This window comes from Gordonia effusa NBRC 100432 (genome assembly GCF_000241305.1).
Classification (GTDB): domain Bacteria; phylum Actinomycetota; class Actinomycetes; order Mycobacteriales; family Mycobacteriaceae; genus Gordonia; species Gordonia effusa.
Genome location: NZ_BAEH01000022.1, coordinates 1 through 14,470, shown reverse-complemented (window position 1 = coordinate 14,470; position 14,470 = coordinate 1). Strand labels below are relative to the sequence as shown.

15 protein-coding genes are annotated in these 14,470 nt (G+C 62.0%); 7 read left to right on the top strand and 8 right to left on the bottom strand.

The annotated features are described in order from the left end of the window. Window positions 1-49 precede the first annotated feature (49 nt). Both GOEFS_RS03895 and GOEFS_RS03890 read left to right on the top strand, forming a co-directional pair. A complete protein-coding gene (locus tag GOEFS_RS03895; protein ID WP_007316573.1) occupies window positions 50-706 on the top strand; it encodes a TetR/AcrR family transcriptional regulator in 657 nt (218 codons plus the stop codon). Then, entirely contained in the window at window positions 703-1,344 is a 642-nt protein-coding gene (locus tag GOEFS_RS03890; protein ID WP_007316572.1) for a TetR/AcrR family transcriptional regulator, read from the top strand. The genes GOEFS_RS03895 and GOEFS_RS03890 overlap by 4 nt, the downstream gene beginning before the upstream one ends. A gap of 25 nt (window positions 1,345-1,369) precedes the next feature. Here GOEFS_RS03890 and GOEFS_RS03885 read toward each other — a convergent pair whose 3' ends face one another. The 4 genes from GOEFS_RS03885 to GOEFS_RS03870 form a co-directional block, all read right to left on the bottom strand. After that, complete coding sequence (locus GOEFS_RS03885) at window positions 1,370-2,923, bottom strand: flavin-containing monooxygenase (RefSeq protein WP_007316571.1); 1,554 nt, start codon at window positions 2,921-2,923, stop codon at window positions 1,370-1,372. 25 nt (window positions 2,924-2,948) lie between these two features. After that, complete coding sequence (locus GOEFS_RS03880) at window positions 2,949-3,476, bottom strand: SRPBCC family protein (RefSeq protein WP_007316570.1); 528 nt, start codon at window positions 3,474-3,476, stop codon at window positions 2,949-2,951. Window positions 3,477-3,716: 240 nt separating this feature from the next. Next, window positions 3,717-4,064, bottom strand: a complete 348-nt coding sequence (locus tag GOEFS_RS23020; RefSeq protein ID WP_085949504.1) for a DoxX-related protein — start codon at window positions 4,062-4,064, stop codon at window positions 3,717-3,719. Between the two features lie 224 nt (window positions 4,065-4,288). Further along, window positions 4,289-5,287 (bottom strand): stage II sporulation protein M, encoded by a 999-nt coding sequence (locus tag GOEFS_RS03870; RefSeq protein WP_040524454.1) that lies wholly within the window; start codon window positions 5,285-5,287, stop codon window positions 4,289-4,291. A gap of 85 nt (window positions 5,288-5,372) precedes the next feature. On the opposite strand from GOEFS_RS03870, the gene GOEFS_RS03865 reads away from it, so the two are divergent. Beyond that, window positions 5,373-6,227 carry an RDD family protein gene (locus tag GOEFS_RS03865; RefSeq protein WP_007316567.1) on the top strand — a complete coding sequence of 285 codons (855 nt, stop codon included), beginning with the start codon at window positions 5,373-5,375 and terminating at the stop codon, window positions 6,225-6,227. Between the two features lie 13 nt (window positions 6,228-6,240). Here GOEFS_RS03865 and GOEFS_RS03860 read toward each other — a convergent pair whose 3' ends face one another. Further along, the gene (locus GOEFS_RS03860) at window positions 6,241-7,428 is read right to left on the bottom strand and encodes an acyl-CoA dehydrogenase family protein (RefSeq protein ID WP_007316566.1); all 1,188 of its coding nucleotides are present in this window, start codon (window positions 7,426-7,428) and stop codon (window positions 6,241-6,243) included. Between the two features lie 69 nt (window positions 7,429-7,497). Here GOEFS_RS03860 and GOEFS_RS03855 point away from each other — a divergent pair, with 69 nt between their 5' ends. After that, a complete protein-coding gene (locus GOEFS_RS03855; protein WP_040524453.1) occupies window positions 7,498-7,863 on the top strand; it encodes a TfoX/Sxy family protein in 366 nt (121 codons plus the stop codon). A 6-nt stretch (window positions 7,864-7,869) separates the two neighbouring features. On the opposite strand, the gene GOEFS_RS03850 is transcribed toward GOEFS_RS03855, so the two are convergent. Further along, complete coding sequence (locus GOEFS_RS03850) at window positions 7,870-8,262, bottom strand: hypothetical protein (RefSeq protein ID WP_007316564.1); 393 nt, start codon at window positions 8,260-8,262, stop codon at window positions 7,870-7,872. Between the two features lie 164 nt (window positions 8,263-8,426). On the opposite strand from GOEFS_RS03850, the gene GOEFS_RS03845 reads away from it, so the two are divergent. Then, window positions 8,427-8,987, top strand: coding sequence for a Uma2 family endonuclease (locus GOEFS_RS03845; protein ID WP_211600639.1), 561 nt, complete (start codon window positions 8,427-8,429; stop codon window positions 8,985-8,987). An 8-nt stretch (window positions 8,988-8,995) separates the two neighbouring features. On the opposite strand, the gene leuS is transcribed toward GOEFS_RS03845, so the two are convergent. Then, a complete protein-coding gene (gene leuS, locus GOEFS_RS03840; protein WP_040524452.1) occupies window positions 8,996-11,857 on the bottom strand; it encodes a leucine--tRNA ligase in 2,862 nt (953 codons plus the stop codon). Between the two features lie 35 nt (window positions 11,858-11,892). On the opposite strand from leuS, the gene GOEFS_RS03835 reads away from it, so the two are divergent. Together GOEFS_RS03835 and GOEFS_RS03830 are read left to right on the top strand one after the other, a co-directional pair. Continuing rightward, window positions 11,893-12,405: an SdpI family protein gene (locus tag GOEFS_RS03835; protein ID WP_040524451.1), complete on the top strand. Its 513-nt coding sequence runs from the start codon at window positions 11,893-11,895 to the stop codon at window positions 12,403-12,405. A 2-nt stretch (window positions 12,406-12,407) separates the two neighbouring features. Next, entirely contained in the window at window positions 12,408-13,403 is a 996-nt protein-coding gene (locus GOEFS_RS03830; protein WP_007316560.1) for a bile acid:sodium symporter family protein, read from the top strand. Here the strand turns inward: GOEFS_RS03830 and GOEFS_RS03825 are convergent. After that, window positions 13,400-14,470, bottom strand: a 1,071-nt coding sequence (locus tag GOEFS_RS03825; protein WP_007316559.1) for a CocE/NonD family hydrolase, incomplete at its 5' end; no start/stop codon positions are given. The two genes, GOEFS_RS03830 and GOEFS_RS03825, sit on opposite strands and share 4 nt — an antisense overlap.

The window sequence follows — 14,470 nt, the reverse complement described above, 5'->3', positions numbered from 1 at the left end:
GAGTGTGGCGCCGCCTCATCGAAAGTTGCGATGGATTAGGCTCTCTTCTATGGCGGATGCGGGTTCGGGTCGGTCGAGCTCGGCGGGGCTCGCCGAGCGTCGTCGCGCCGATCTGACGGACGCCGCTTTCGATGTCTTCGTCGAGGATGGATACGAGCGCGCGGCCGTCACGGAGATCGCACGACGGGCGGGGATGGGCCAGGGCACGCTGTATCGGTATGTGGGCGGGAAACGTGAACTGCTCGAGTTAGTCTTCGACCGGTGTGTGGATGAGCTCATCGCGGCGGTCGCGCCCGACGAACTGGTGGACATCGTCGCTGGGGACGACGATGTAGTCCCCCAGCAGGTCATCGACCAACTCGGTGAACGTCTCTTCCGGCTCGTAGATCAGAAACCCGGACTTCTGAAAATCATCACCGTTCAAGCCGGCGCGGTCGACGAAGAGCTCCGGTATCGCATTCAGAGCCTGGTCCACACTTTCGATTCAATGATCGGACGCGCCCTCGACGAGGCGGCGAAAAAAGGTGTTGGCGGCCTTGGTACGAAGGAGAAGGATCGTCTTCTCGCTCGTCTGCTGCCTGCGCTGGTACTGCCGGGAATGACAACAGCCCTCACTGGCGAAGGTGACGCGGATCGCCGGAACTCCTATGTGGAAGCCACCGGGCAGCTACTCCGACACGGTATCGCGGCAAAGGCGAGGAATTGACGACCGAATTAGCACGCGGCGGGCGGGCCGCTGAGCTGTTGGACGCGGCTATTGCGGAGTTCGTCGAGAATGGCTACCCCTCTACCGGTGTTCGGGAGATAACCGCGCGGGCCGACGTTAGTCACGGAACTTTTTACAATTACTTCGATAATCGCCGTCAGATGTTGTCGGTATTGATTCAGCGGGAATTCTCAAGCCTTCTCGATGTCATTTCCCGGGCGTCGGAGGATTACTCCGACGCATATACCGAGGAATCGCTCCGCAAGGTATTGGTCGAGTTGAGCGCGGAGATCTTCAGCCTGGTGTCCGGGCGAGTTGCCGTATACACATTCTTGCTGATGGAGGCGCCGGGAGTCGACGCAGATGCGCTCGCCGAATTCGTTGAGCTGTATTACGAGGCCGCGCGTCGCATCGACGTCATCTTTCAGCGCGCACGGGACGCAGGGGTAGTCAACTCTGAGATCAATCACGACTACGTGAGTCAGGCCTGGGTCTCGTTCGTCCTCGGCATCATTGCCGGGATGATCGTCGACATTGAGGTCCCCGATCCAAAGTTGGCAGCTAAGACGCTTACCGGAATTCTGTTGCACGGTGCGGAGATCGCAGCGGCCGAGGACTCGCCCGCTGCGATCGACTGAGGTCCCTGCCGCCCGCGCCGCGTGATCAGCGGTAGCTGTAGTCGTCCTCGGGGAACGCGCGAGAAGCCCTGCGTGCCGCCAGGATCGTGGTCGCACGCAAGATCGGGATATCGCCCGCGGAGTTGACCCAGTACGAGTGAATCCCGTGGTTGAGTTCGGTGAAGTAGAACTTGAGGTGCCGCCCCTGCCTCAGCATCAGATCAGTGAAGCGTTTGAGCGCTGTCGGGCGCACCTCCATTCGTGTCGCACCACGGGCGTCGGCCAGGCTGATCGCGCGAACGATGTGGGTGACGGCGTTCTCGGCGAGCCCGTGCCACCCGGTGCCCGTCCAGGAGTAGGGGCCCACGATTACCCACCGATTGGGGAATTCGGGTACGGCGACCGATTCGTATGCCTGCATTCCATGCTCGGCCCACCACTCCCCGATGTCTGTACCGTTGACGCCGACGACGCGGCCCTTGGGATAGCTGCTCGGCTCGCTGAAGAGTTCGTGTCCGGTGGCGGCGATGATGTAGTCGAACTCGTGCTCGGTGCCGTCAACGGTGCGGATTCCCTTGGGAGTCACCCGCTCGATCGCCGTGGTGCACAGGTTCACGTCGGGTAGGTTGAACGCTTTCGGGAACGTCGAGTTCAGGGTCGGGCGATTACCGAATATGCCGAATGTCGGTGTTAACTGATCCGCGGTTTCCGGGTCGTCGACGATGCGGCGCAGATACTGCCGGTAGAGCCCTCGGACCACCTTGTCGAACCCGCGCATCAGGGGTCGGATGATTGCTCCGGGTGTGTTGATCACGAACCACAGCCCAATGTGCGCGCCGGCCAGGCCGATGGCGTTGAGCGCGGCCCCGACGCCGGGAAGTCGGAACACCAGCTGCACCACCCGGGGAATCGGGAAGTCCGGCTTCGGTACGCAGTAGACGGGCGTGCGCTGAAACACCGTCATCGACGCGACATCCGGAGCTACGTGTCCAGCGAGTTGTACCCCGGTCGCTCCGGTACCGATCACCGCGACCCGCTTGCCATTCAGATCGTAGGAGGCGTCCCAGCGGGCCGGGACGGCGACGATGCCGTCGAAGTCTTCGAATCCGGGAATCCCGCTGCCGTCCGGCTTCGGGTTGATGAAGGGGCCGACGGCCGAAATCACGAAGCGGGCGGTGATCGATGTGCCATCGGCGAGGTGCAGACGCCACAGGCTGGCTTCGTCGTCCCACTGCTCGGAAGTGACCTCGACGCGGAACCGGAAGTGAGGCCGGAGCCCGAAGTGCTCGACCACGTCGAGGTGATACTGATGAACCTCGGCGCCGGGGGCGAACACTCGAGACCAGTTTGGATTGCGGTGGAAGGTGAACTGGTACGCCAGCGACGGAATATCAACCGCGACACCGGGATAGGTGTTGTCGCGCCAGGTTCCGCCCAGGTCGTCGGCGCGATCGATAACGATAAAGTCATCGATTCCGGCTTGCTGCAGCCGAACCGCCGAAGCGATGCCGCTCAGACCCGCCCCGATCACGACGACGTGGTGGTCGGGAGACGGCGCGGTCTCCGGCTGGGTAAGTTCGTTACTTTGAGTGCTGGTCATGGTTCCTCGAACGATAAGAAGGGTTTTAGTGTGTTGCCGCGAGCTGGCGTGTCAGACGACGCAGCCCCGGCCGGATACCGATGGTGAAGGCGAGTCGCAGCGCCGGTTCAGTCCAGTGCAGAGGCAGTCGGCCGACGATCGTCGGCGTCATGGCGACCTTCCAGCGGAGCGTGCAGGACGTGTCCGAGGTCGGCTCCAGCCGGTAGTTTTCGGCCCAGAGCCGCAGCAACGGCCAGCTCCCGTGGGAGGCGTAGTAGGCCAGCGCACGGTTGGCTTCGTAGCCGGTGAAGACTTCGCGCTGACGCCAGAACCACCGCAGCGGGCGGCGCACGCTGCCCATCTCGCGGACCATCCCAACTCCGCGCGGCGCACCGTTATCGGCAGGCTCAAGGTAATCCACACCGCAGGTTGGGGCGAGCCATCGCCAGGCGAGATCGCTGTCGAGGGCCCGGAACACGTCTGCGGCCGGGGCGTCAAACGAGTGTTTGGTTGAGATGACGATCGCCGCTTGGGCGAACGGATTCTTCGGGGGCGTTTCAGAGATTGTGAACATCCGAGCTCACCGTCTTTCATTCGCTAGTGGTTGCATGCTGCCTTCGTTTCCCGTTGTCCTGTCCAGTACTCCATGGTCATCCGACCGTGGCAAAAGTGACATATCAGTCTTCGGTTGCAAGAGCTATAGGTCGGCAATCGCCGCGCGACGAACCTCAAGGGGGCTCGATGACGCGCCATCAACGACTGGCCCGTTCAACGGGATGGGTCAGGGCCAGCGTCTTTCTACGTCGAGGTCATGTCAGTCGGCAAAGGAGGGCGCAGAGATCGCCTCGTTCTCGCGAAGTCGCGCGACCACGGCGGTGCCGGCGCGCTCACCGAGGTGAACGCCGTAGACAACCAGCCCGACCAGTCCCAGCAGGCGGGTTCGCCGATCGATCAGCGCGAACCCGATCACTGCCTCCGACGTACCGTTCACTTTGACCCAGTTAGCCGTGTCCTCTGGGAAGACCGGCCTGGTAATCGCCTCGAAAACCCGTGGCGCTGCGAAGTGTGACAGCCCCATAATCGCAGTCGCCGCTCCTGCACCACGAAATCCGCGCTCGACCAGATCAAGCCGCGATAGCAACCGCTGCGCTCGGTTAAACATGCTCACCCTCGTTCGTTAGTCCTGTCCGAAATGGCCAAATTGGTCCACTTGGGGACAACCGGCTTTCAGTAAGACTGGCATGTCAGTCCACTGAATTTCAAGCCCCAAGTCCCCAGACGCCATTAAGGTCGTCTGCTCACCGCACGACTCCGGGGCGCTCCCCCGCCACGCCGTTTACGACTCCGGAACTTTGAGCTAGGGACGGGTGTCGAGACGTCCAACCGCTATGCGGCTACCGGCGCCGCGTAGCCGCGCTCGCTCTCCGACTCCAGGTCACCGGTCGCGCCGTCGAGATATGCGTTGCGGCCCAACGTGAATACGTATGCGAAGAAGCCGATCTCGGCGAGAACTCCCACCGAGATACGCGCCCAGGTCGGCAGACCCGACGGCGTGACGAAGGCTTCAATTACGCCTGTTAGCAACAGGAATGCCACCAGACCCATCGCGATTGCCAATGCTGTTCGACCTTCCTCGGCCAACGCCTGAACACGACTTCGTGCCCCAGGCGCCACCCAGGTCCAGAACAATTTCAAACCAACCGATGCAGAGACGAATAGACATGTCATCTCCAGCAAACCGTGCGGGATGATCAGCCCGAAGAACAGGTCTCCCCGACCATGACTGATCATCATCGATCCCACCACGCCCAGGTTGATGACGTTGTTGACGAGGATGTAAATGACCGGGATACAAAACACCCCGAACGCGATGCATACCGCCGCAAGCCAAAAGTTGTTAGTCCACACCCGGAATGCGAATGCACTGGCGGCACTCTCCGAGTAATAGCTCTCGAAGTCGTTGTTGACTAGTTTATCGATCTCCGCCGGCGACGCCAGTGACGATTCGATCCGCGGATGCGAGATCATCCACCAGATGACTATGCCGGTCGCGAAGAATGACGCCGCCATCGTCGTCATCCACCACCAGCGCAGCCGATACAGTCCAGCCGGCAAGGTGCGGCTGAAGTAGGTGCCGACGTCGCGCAACGACATTGCCTTGGTGCCGGTGGCCCGGGACCGGGCGCGAGCCAGCAACGCGGAAAGATAGCCGATGACACCAGCGTCAGGTGCCGTCGATCGAATAACCGACAACTGGGTAGCGACTCGCTGGTAGAGGTCGAGAATCTCGTCAGCCTCGTCGCCGGTGAGAGTACGGCGCCGCGATAACTCATTGAGCCGGTGCCAACCGCCCTGGTGCGCGGCAACGTATGCGTCAAGGTCCACGACGGTCAAGCCTAGCGCTACTTCGCCCGTTCATGCCTCGGTCACATGACCGACGCGCAGCCGCGTGAACAGTATTGTTACTGCCATGACCTATCGCCCTCTGCCGCCGCCGGTGTCAGTGTCGACCAGCGCGACGATCGGCGTCGGTCGGGACGACCTGGTGTCAGGCGAAGCGGTTGCCCTCGATCTTCCCGCCGCTAATATCGGTCTGCGCATCCTGTCCGGGCTGATTGACTGTGTGGTCGGCATAGCGACTTACGTCGCGCTGTCTTTCCTTCTCCTACAGGTATTCCTTAGCAGCAAGCAGTTCGACAACACGGGTATCGCGGTTCTGCTGTCGATACATGTCTGCATCATCATCTTCGCGCTGGTCGCGATACCCACCATTAGCGAAACCGTCACTCGCGGAAAGACTCTGGGCCACTGGATCCTGGGATTGCGCACCGTCCGAGACGATGCCGGCCCAATTACCTTCCGACAGGCCGTGACTCGCGCCATGCTCGGATTCGTCGAAATCTACAGCTGCTGGGGGTTGCCCGCGTTGTTGTGCGCGGCTACCAATCGCAAAGGTAAACGGTTCGGCGACCTGTTAGCCGGTACTTACGTTGTGCGCGACCGGTTTTCCTTGAATCTGCCGGTACCCGCGCAGATGCCTCCGCAGCTCGAACAATGGGCGGCAACAGCCGACGTCGCTCCCCTACCGATACCGCTGACCATCGCCGCCCGTTCTTTCCTCGGACGGGTAGATAAGCTCAATCCCATTGCGCGCCAACAAGTCAGCGGTCAGCTGGCCGGCCAGATGCTGCGGTTCGTGGCGCCGGCTCCGCCCGCCGCCGCGCCACCGGAAATGGTGTTGCACGCAATACTCGCCGAGCGACGCAAGCGCGACGCCGCGCGGATCGAGCGAGATCAGCGCCTGCGTGAGCGGGTGGCGGGCTAGCCCCGATTCGTCGTCACTTGAGTTGGGCGGATGTCCGGCCGAGGATCCGACGGGCGATGACCAGCTGCTGGATCTGCTGGGTTCCCTCGAAGATATCTAGGATCTTCGCGTCCCGTGCCCACTTCTCCACCAGATCGCGCTCGGAATAGCCTGCGGTAGCGGCGATTTCGACAACCTTGTTAGTCAGCTCGTTGACCATTCGGCCGGCCTTCGCCTTCGACATCGAAGCCTCGGCGGAGTTCGCGTCCTTGTTGTCACTCATCCACGCGGCGCGCAGGGTGAGCAACCAGGCGGCTTCCAAATCCGCTTCCAGCCGGAGATATTCGGCAACGGCTGCATGCTGACTGGCCGCCGGCCGGTCGTAGTCGATCTCATGACCGGCGTCTTGGAGAATCTTGGTGTACGACTCCAGCGCCGCCTGCGCCAGCCCGACGGCCATCGCGGCGACGACCGGGCGGGTGTTGTCGAAGGTTTGCATGACGCCGCCGAACGCCTTCTTGGTGTCGATCTCCGGCGAGCCGAGCAGGTTCTCAGCCGGCACTCGGGCGTTTTCGAATCGCACGACGGCAGTATCGGAGGATTTGATCCCCAGCTTGTGCTCGAGCCGCACGACGGTGACACCGTCGGTGTTCATCGGTACGACAAAACTCTTGATCGCGGCGCGGCCGGCGGATTTGTCGATAGTCGCCCACACCACGACGTGGTCGGCGCGCGAACCCGCGGTGACGAAGATCTTCTCGCCGTTGATCAGGTAGTCGTCGCCGTCTCGTGTCGCGGTGGTGGAGACCGCGGCGGAGTCGGAACCGAAACTCGGTTCGGTAATGGCCATCGCGGCCCACACGTCACTGAACCGCTCGAGCTGTTCTTCGTTGGCGACCGCGGTGATGGCGGCATTACCGAGGCCGCGGCCCGGGATGGAGAGCATGAGGCCGACGTCGCCCCAGCTCATCTCGCGCGCCGACAGTACCGCACGCATGTTGGCGCCGTTGACGGTGTCGGCCGGCTTGGCGTCACCGTCTTCCTTACGTTCTGTGGAAGCGGCTTGTTTGGCGAGTTTTGCCAGTTCGTCGAGTTCTTTGGGGTACTCGTGCTCGGCCGTGTCGTACTTGCGCGAGATGGGCCGGAAGATGTGCTCGGCAGCGAGATGTGTGCGCTCTACCGTCGAATTCAGCTTCTCTGGGAGCTCGAGATTAATTGCCATGCGACTACCTTACTCCCCAGTAAGATAAAAGGCCAGTGCGCCCGGTCACTCGCGCGTAGTCTCAGCCGCGTGGCATACGACGACGACTTGGCGAACCGGGTACGAGAATTGTTCGCCGAGTTCTGTGGCCGCGACGACGTATCCATCACGGCGTCATCGATTACCGAGAAGGCCATGTTCGGCGGACTCGGGTTCATGGTGAATGGTCATATGGCCATTGCGGTGAGCCGCGAGGGCGGAATTCTTGGTCGATGCGACCCCGACGACACCGAGTCGATCTTGTCCCGTACGCACACCGCGCCGATGGTTATGCGCGGACGCGACCTCGCGGGTTGGTTTCGGGTCGACGCCGACGGCGTCGGTACCAAACGCCAACTACGGGGCTGGATGGAGCTGTGCAGCCGTTACGTCGCACAGCTCCCGCCCAAACACTGACGAAACTTAGAACTGCGTCCAGATGGTGATCGGCCGCGGAAGGTGCTTGTTGTACGAGACCCAAACGCGTCCATTGGGATGATGTGCGGCCTCGTTGACCAACTTCTGCACGGTTGCCTTGATGACATATCCCCGGCCGGGAATGAAGTAACTCTTGTAGACGGAGTCACGGTCTTGCTGTGCATAGAAGTACGGACGCACCTCGGGCCGGCTGAAGATCGACGAAACACCGCTGTGCGCGATCTGCTTGGTTTCGGACGGGGTGAACCCGACCCATACGTAGTCCCGCGTTTCCTGAACCGATGCCGCTGCCGCCGGCGAGCTGCTGCCGACAACAATCGACGCCCCCGCTGCCGCAGCAATGCCGAGTGCTGCGGTCACGATCTTCGCTGAGCTCATCACATCCCCTTATTCTAAAAGTTAAATTGCACATTCACATTAAGGGATGATCCATGGGTTGGCAATTGGGCTCGGCGGATGGATGAAACTGTCGACCGGATTCACCAGTGCGCTGGCGCCGAAGTAGCTAGCATCGACCGCGTGGGGGGTGCACCATGGAGGTCATGACTAGCGGACGTACGCCGACCGCCGGATCAGGCCCGATGACGGTGTCTGATCTGGGGGGGATGCCCAATGATGGTCGTCGTTACGAGCTTATCGACGGGGTGTTGGTCGTGAGCCCCGCGCCGGGCACGCGGCATCAAAGTGTCGTGGGCAAGTTATTCGCGATTCTCGACGCTGCCTGCCCACCGAATCTCGCGGTAATCATCGCGCCCTACGCGGTCCGCGACGGAGACAGCGTCGAGCTTCAACCAGATGTCCTCGTCGGAAACGTCGACGACTTCACCGCCCAGGATCTGCCCACACCCCCGCTGCTCGCCGTCGAGGTACTGTCGCCAAGCACCGCGCTCCACGACCTGAACACCAAGAAGGCCGCCTACGAGCGACTATCGGTTCCCAGCTATTGGATCATCGACCCAACGGCAGTCACGTTCACCGTCTTCGAACTCGAGGACGGACGCTACGTCGAGAAAGCAACCGTCGCCGGCTCCGAATCCCTTGTGGTGCAACTCCCCTACCCCGTCGAGGTGACTCCGGTCGACCTACTCGGTCCATTCCGCTAGCCGAGGGGCTACGGCACCACGTTGACCATTCGGCCGGGTACCACGATCACCTTGCGCGGCTCCCCGTCGAGCAACGGCACGATCTTCTCGTCAGCGAGAGCCGCCGCGCGAATCGTTGCCTCGTCCGCATCGACCGCAACCGTAATGCGGCTTCGGACTTTACCTTTGACCTGAATCGGGATCTCGATGGTCTCCTCCACCAGGAACGACACGTCGGCGATGGGAAAAGGTCCGCGAACAAGCATGCCGTCGTGGCCCAATCGCAGCCACAACTCCTCGGCGATATGGGGTGCCAGCGGCGCCAGCATTGTCACCAGCGGCTCAACCGCGGCGCGCGGCGCTCCACCGGAATACTGCTTGGTGAGGTGATTGGTGAACTCGATGAGTTTGGCGACCGCGGTGTTATTACGAAGTGCCGCATAGTCTTCGCGCACGCCGGCAATTGTCTTATGGAGGAGTTTGACGGTGTCCTCGGACGGCTCGACGTCGGCGACGACCACCTCGCCCGTCTCCTCATCGACGACCAGACGCCAAACACGCTGCAGAAAGCGTTGTGCGCCAACGACATCCTTGGTCGCCCACGGTCGCGACTGATCCAACGGCCCCATGAACATCTCGTAGACCCGCAGGGTGTCCGCGCCATAGTCGCGGGCGATGTCGTCGGGTGCCACCGAATTCTTTAGCGACTTACCCATCTTTCCGTATTCCTGCGTGACCGGCTTGCCATCGTGGAAGAACGCGCCGCTTTCCTCGGTGACCTCGTCGGCCGCAACATAGACGCCGCGCTCGTCGGTATAAGCGAATGCCTGAATCATGCCCTGGTTGAACAACTTTCGGTACGGCTCGACGCTTGTGACATAGCCGAGATCGAAAAGCACCTTGTGCCAGAACCGCGAGTACAGCAGATGCAGCACCGCATGCTCCACGCCGCCGATATACAGATCCAGACCGCCCGGGTCGTTCTCGCCGAACTCGGCGGGACGAGGACCCATCCAGTACGCTTCGTTTTCCTTGGCGCAGAACTCCGCTTCGTTGGTTGGGTCGATGTAGCGCAGTTGATACCACGAGCTACCCGCCCACTGGGGCATCACGTTGGCGTCGCGGGTGTACGTCTTGGGCCCGTCGCCCAGATCCAGCTCGACAGTCATCCATTCGGTGGCCTTCGCCAGTGGCGGAGAGGGCTCGGAGTCGGCGTCGTCGGGATCGAAGGCCACCGGGGCGTAGTCTTCCACCTCGGGTAGCTCAACCGGCAGCATCGACTCCGGTAGCGCATGCGCGCGACCATCGGCGTCGTAGACGATAGGGAAGGGCTCACCCCAGTAGCGCTGCCGCGCGAACAGCCAATCACGGAGTTTGAAAGCGACTGTGCCCGAACCGCTTCCGTCATTCTCTAGCCGCTCGATAATCGCCGCCTTGGCGGCTTCGACATCGAGTCCGTTGAGGAAGTCGGAGTTGACCACGGGGCCGTCGCCGATGAATGCCTCGGCGGTGATATCCGTGTCGGAACCGATAACCTCGATGATCGGCAGCCCGAATTCGGTAGCGAATTCGTGGTCGCGACTGTCGTGGGCGGGCACGGCCATGATCGCGCCGGTGCCGTAGCCGATTAGCACATAGTCGGCGATGAACACCGGGATCTGTTGCCCGTTAACCGGATTGGTGGCATAACCGCCGGTAAAGACGCCGGTCTTCTCTTTGTTCTCTTGGCGTTCCAGGTCGGATTTCGCGGCGATCGCCGCACGGTAGCCAGCGACCGCCGCCGCTGGGTTCGATTGTCCGCCAGTCCATTTCGGATTCACGTCCGCCGGCCAGGCGGAAGCGGTCAGGTCATCGACCAGCGGGTGCTCTGGCGCCAGCACCATGTAGGTCGCACCGAATAGGGTGTCCGGACGAGTGGTGAAGACCTCGATCGACGCGTCCGTGCCGGGTACCGGGAAATGCACCCGCGCGCCTCGCGAGCGTCCAATCCAGTTGCGCTGCATGGTCTTGACCTTCTCCGGCCAGTCCAGCAGGTCGAGATCGTCGAGTAAACGATCGGAGTAGGCCGTGATGCGCATCATCCACTGGCGCAGGCGCTTACGGAATACCGGGAAGTTGCCGCGATCGCTGCGTCCGTCGGCGGTTACTTCTTCGTTGGCCAGCACGGTACCCAATCCAGGACACCAGTTGACCAGCGAATCACTCTGGTAGACAAGGCGATACGAGTCGATGACCGCCGCGCGCTCGGCCGCCCCGAGCGCGGTCCACTCCCGGCCGTCTTCAAGAGTTCTTGCCCCAGAATCGAATTCGGCAACCAGCTCATCAATGCGGCGGGCCCGCTGCGCCGCCTCGTCGTACCAGGCGTTGTAGATCTGCAGGAAGATCCATTGGGTCCAGCGATAGAAGTCGACATCGGTCGTAGCGACACGGCGACGTTCATCGTGGCCAAGGCCCAACCGACGGATCTGCGTCAAATAGCGCTCGATATTGGCCTCGGTGGTGGTGCGGGGATGCGTACCGGTTTGTACCGCGTACTGCTCGGCAGGCAATCCGAACGAATCGAAGCCCATCGTATGGAGGACGTTGCGTCCGTCCATACGGGCATATCGTGCGAAGACGTCGCTGGCGATGAACCCCAGTGGGTGTCCGACATGCAGACCCGCGCCGGACGGGTAGGGGAACATGTCCTGGACGAACAGTTTGTTCGACGCGGCGTCGGCGCCACCGAAAGCATCCAGATCGCCGGCTAGCGGACCAACCGGATTGGGTGCCTCGAACGCCTTACGTTCGGTCCAAGTCTGCTGCCACCGCTGCTCGACGGCACCGGCCAGGTCGGCGGTGTAGCGGTGGGGCGCGGTGGCCGCGGCGTCGGGGGAGTTCGATCCAGTCACCCCACCAGCGTAAATCGTGCGCACATTGACGAAGTATGGTGGGCATCGTGAGTGTTGTGTCTGTCGTCGTCGCCATCATCGGTTTCGCTCTCGCGGCGCTGTGGTGCGCGGTCGGCGTGGCTGGCCTGTCCGGTCGGCTCAAGCGCAACAAATGGATAGGCGTGCGCGCCGACGACACGATGCGCTCGGCCAAAGCATTCGAGGTCGCCAATCGCGTCGCTGCTCCCGGCGTCCTGATCGCAGCCGCCATTACCGCTGTGGGCGCGGCGCTGAACCTCGCAGTCGGTGGAGTCTGGGGACTCGTCTTCGCTATCGGTGCCGCTATCGCCTCGTTGCTGGTCATCGGCATGGTGAGCAGCCTCGGCATCCGGGCCGCCAGTTCGGTTCCCGTCGAGGACGACTCGGCCGGCTGCGGATCGGGCTGCTGTTCGGGCGGCGACGACGAGCCGGCCGCGCACAACACTGATCCGGCTCAGGATTGCGGCCAATCGTCGTGCGGCTCCTGCGCGTTGTCGGGCCTGTGCACCAACGAGGCCGCTCAGGCCTAGAGATGGCCGCAAAGATCCCCGGCGCTGGCCTGCTCAAGCGCTCACCTATTGATGGCTTCGTACTGGCCATTTTCGGGGCGGTACTTATCGCTGCGATACTGCCCGCCCGCGGCGCGTTCGCCGATGTTCTCGATTGGGTAGTCGTCGCGGCGATCGCGTTGCTCTTCTTCCTTTACGGCGCTCGTCTGCATCCGCGCGAGGCCCTTGCCGGTTTGGCGCATTGGCGTCTGCACCTGACAATCCTGGCTTTCACCTTCATCGCGTTTCCGCTCATCGGACTGGCGCTGAAACCAGTGCTGACGCCGATCATCGGCTCCGATCTGTACGCGGGTGTGCTGTTCCTATGCCTGGTTCCGTCGACCGTGCAGTCGTCGATCGCGTTCACGTCGATCGCGAAGGGCAACGTTCCCGGGGCCATCGTCAGTGCATCGGTGTCGAATCTGCTCGGAGTGTTTCTGACGCCACTGCTGGTGGTGTGGTTGATGAGTTCGACGACGTCGGGCCTCCATATCGATGCATCGTCGATTTTGAAGATCGTCGCCGAGATCCTGGTGCCGTTTATCCTCGGTCAGCTCGCGCGGCCGTTCATCAGTACCTGGCTGTCGCGCTACGCCGAGCCGACCAAACTGGTCGACCGCGGCTCGATCGTGTTGGTGGTCTACGCGGCGTTTAGCGAAGGCGTCGTCGCCGGGATCTGGTCGAAAGTCGACGCGTGGCAAGTCATCGCGATGATCGTGCTGGCATTCGTGCTGGTGGTTGTGATGCTCGGCCTGACCCGCTGGGTTCCCGAGCGGATGGGTTTCGATCGCGCCGATGTGATCGCTATTCAGTTCTGCGGCACCAAGAAGTCCCTCGCCACCGGCCTACCGATGGCGACGGTGCTGTTCACCGGTTCGACGGTTGGTCTGATCGTGTTGCCGCTGATGATCTTCCATCAGATTCAACTGATCATCTGTGCGTGGTTGGCAACCCGCTATGGCCGCAAAGCGATCGCCTAGCGGGCCAGCGGCTCCGACACCGGGATATTCACGAAACTCGGCCGGTTCGGATCGAGCTGAATGTGTTGCGGACGAAGTCCGGTCTCATTCAGTAAGGGCCGCAACGGAAGTCCCCTCGGTAAGTTCATCGCGTAGACGTCGATGCGCAACCGATGGCCGGGCTTCAGCATCGCTTCGGTCGGCAGCAAGCCGATATCGAGCGACACCGCCCGACCCGGCTTCACGCGTTGCCGCGAGGCTAGCGTCAACGTGTAGAACGGATCGATGATGTCACCGTTATCGGCATAACCACTCTGCGACTTGTCCACTGCCCGAAGCGAAGCCATCACCTGCCCGGAACTAATCGGCCGGGACGACCCGTCCGGAGCGACGTCGGTAAGCATGGCGGTCCAGTAGCCGTCGGTGGCGTCCATGACCGCGTTCAGGTGCAGGTTGACGTAGCCCGACAGTGTCCGTGTTTTCGTCACGGGCGCCGTCGTGAATGTCAACGCGTTGTGTTCAGCAAGGCGATTATCCTTGCCGCAGAAGGTAAACAGTGCCGTGACACCTGCGGTCTGCTGGGCCGAGTCGCGTGAGCATAGTGTCAGCACGCCGGGTGAGATCGTCAGGCGCCCACGCGAATTCGACTTCTTGGGGCTCATGCTTCCATCGCGCACCGCGTACGGAGCAGTCCGTGACGGACGGTCGGAGAGATAGAGTCGCTGGCGAGTCATCCCCGCCCGCGGGAACTGCTTGGCGCTAATCCACTTGTTGCCCATCTGATACAGCGTCGCCGGACCGTAGCTGTCCACGCCATTGTCAATTCCCTTGAGCCACTTGTCATACCAAGCCTTCGCCAGGACGTCCAAACGAGGCGGCTTGCCATATTCACCGAACCCCATACCGGGCGTGACGTGATAGGTCTCGCCCATGATCAGTTGTTTCTGACCGGGGGGCAGCGGGATCTTGTTGTACATGCGCACTTCAGAGTTGGTGAACAGGTCGAACCAACCGCCGTAGATCATCGTCGGGGTCTTGATGCGTTCGGCGTGGTCCTGCCAGCTCCGACGTTCTTCGGAATTGGGCGA

Excerpts from the sequence above, each read along its gene's own strand:
- GOEFS_RS03895 (WP_007316573.1), top strand. The coding sequence starts at position 50 with ATGGCGGATGCGGGTTCGGGTCGGTCGAGCTCGGCGGGGCTCGCCGAG.
- GOEFS_RS03885 (WP_007316571.1), bottom strand. The coding sequence starts at position 2,923 with ATGACCAGCACTCAAAGTAACGAACTTACCCAGCCGGAGACCGCGCCG.
- GOEFS_RS03880 (WP_007316570.1), bottom strand. The coding sequence starts at position 3,476 with ATGTTCACAATCTCTGAAACGCCCCCGAAGAATCCGTTCGCCCAAGCG.
- GOEFS_RS23020 (WP_085949504.1), bottom strand. The coding sequence starts at position 4,064 with ATGTTTAACCGAGCGCAGCGGTTGCTATCGCGGCTTGATCTGGTCGAG.
- GOEFS_RS03865 (WP_007316567.1), top strand. The coding sequence starts at position 5,373 with ATGACCTATCGCCCTCTGCCGCCGCCGGTGTCAGTGTCGACCAGCGCG.
- GOEFS_RS03860 (WP_007316566.1), bottom strand. The coding sequence starts at position 7,428 with ATGGCAATTAATCTCGAGCTCCCAGAGAAGCTGAATTCGACGGTAGAG.
- GOEFS_RS03850 (WP_007316564.1), bottom strand. The coding sequence starts at position 8,262 with ATGAGCTCAGCGAAGATCGTGACCGCAGCACTCGGCATTGCTGCGGCA.
- GOEFS_RS03845 (WP_211600639.1), top strand. The coding sequence starts at position 8,427 with ATGACTAGCGGACGTACGCCGACCGCCGGATCAGGCCCGATGACGGTG.
- GOEFS_RS03835 (WP_040524451.1), top strand. The coding sequence starts at position 11,893 with ATGGTGGGCATCGTGAGTGTTGTGTCTGTCGTCGTCGCCATCATCGGT.
- GOEFS_RS03830 (WP_007316560.1), top strand. The coding sequence starts at position 12,408 with ATGGCCGCAAAGATCCCCGGCGCTGGCCTGCTCAAGCGCTCACCTATT.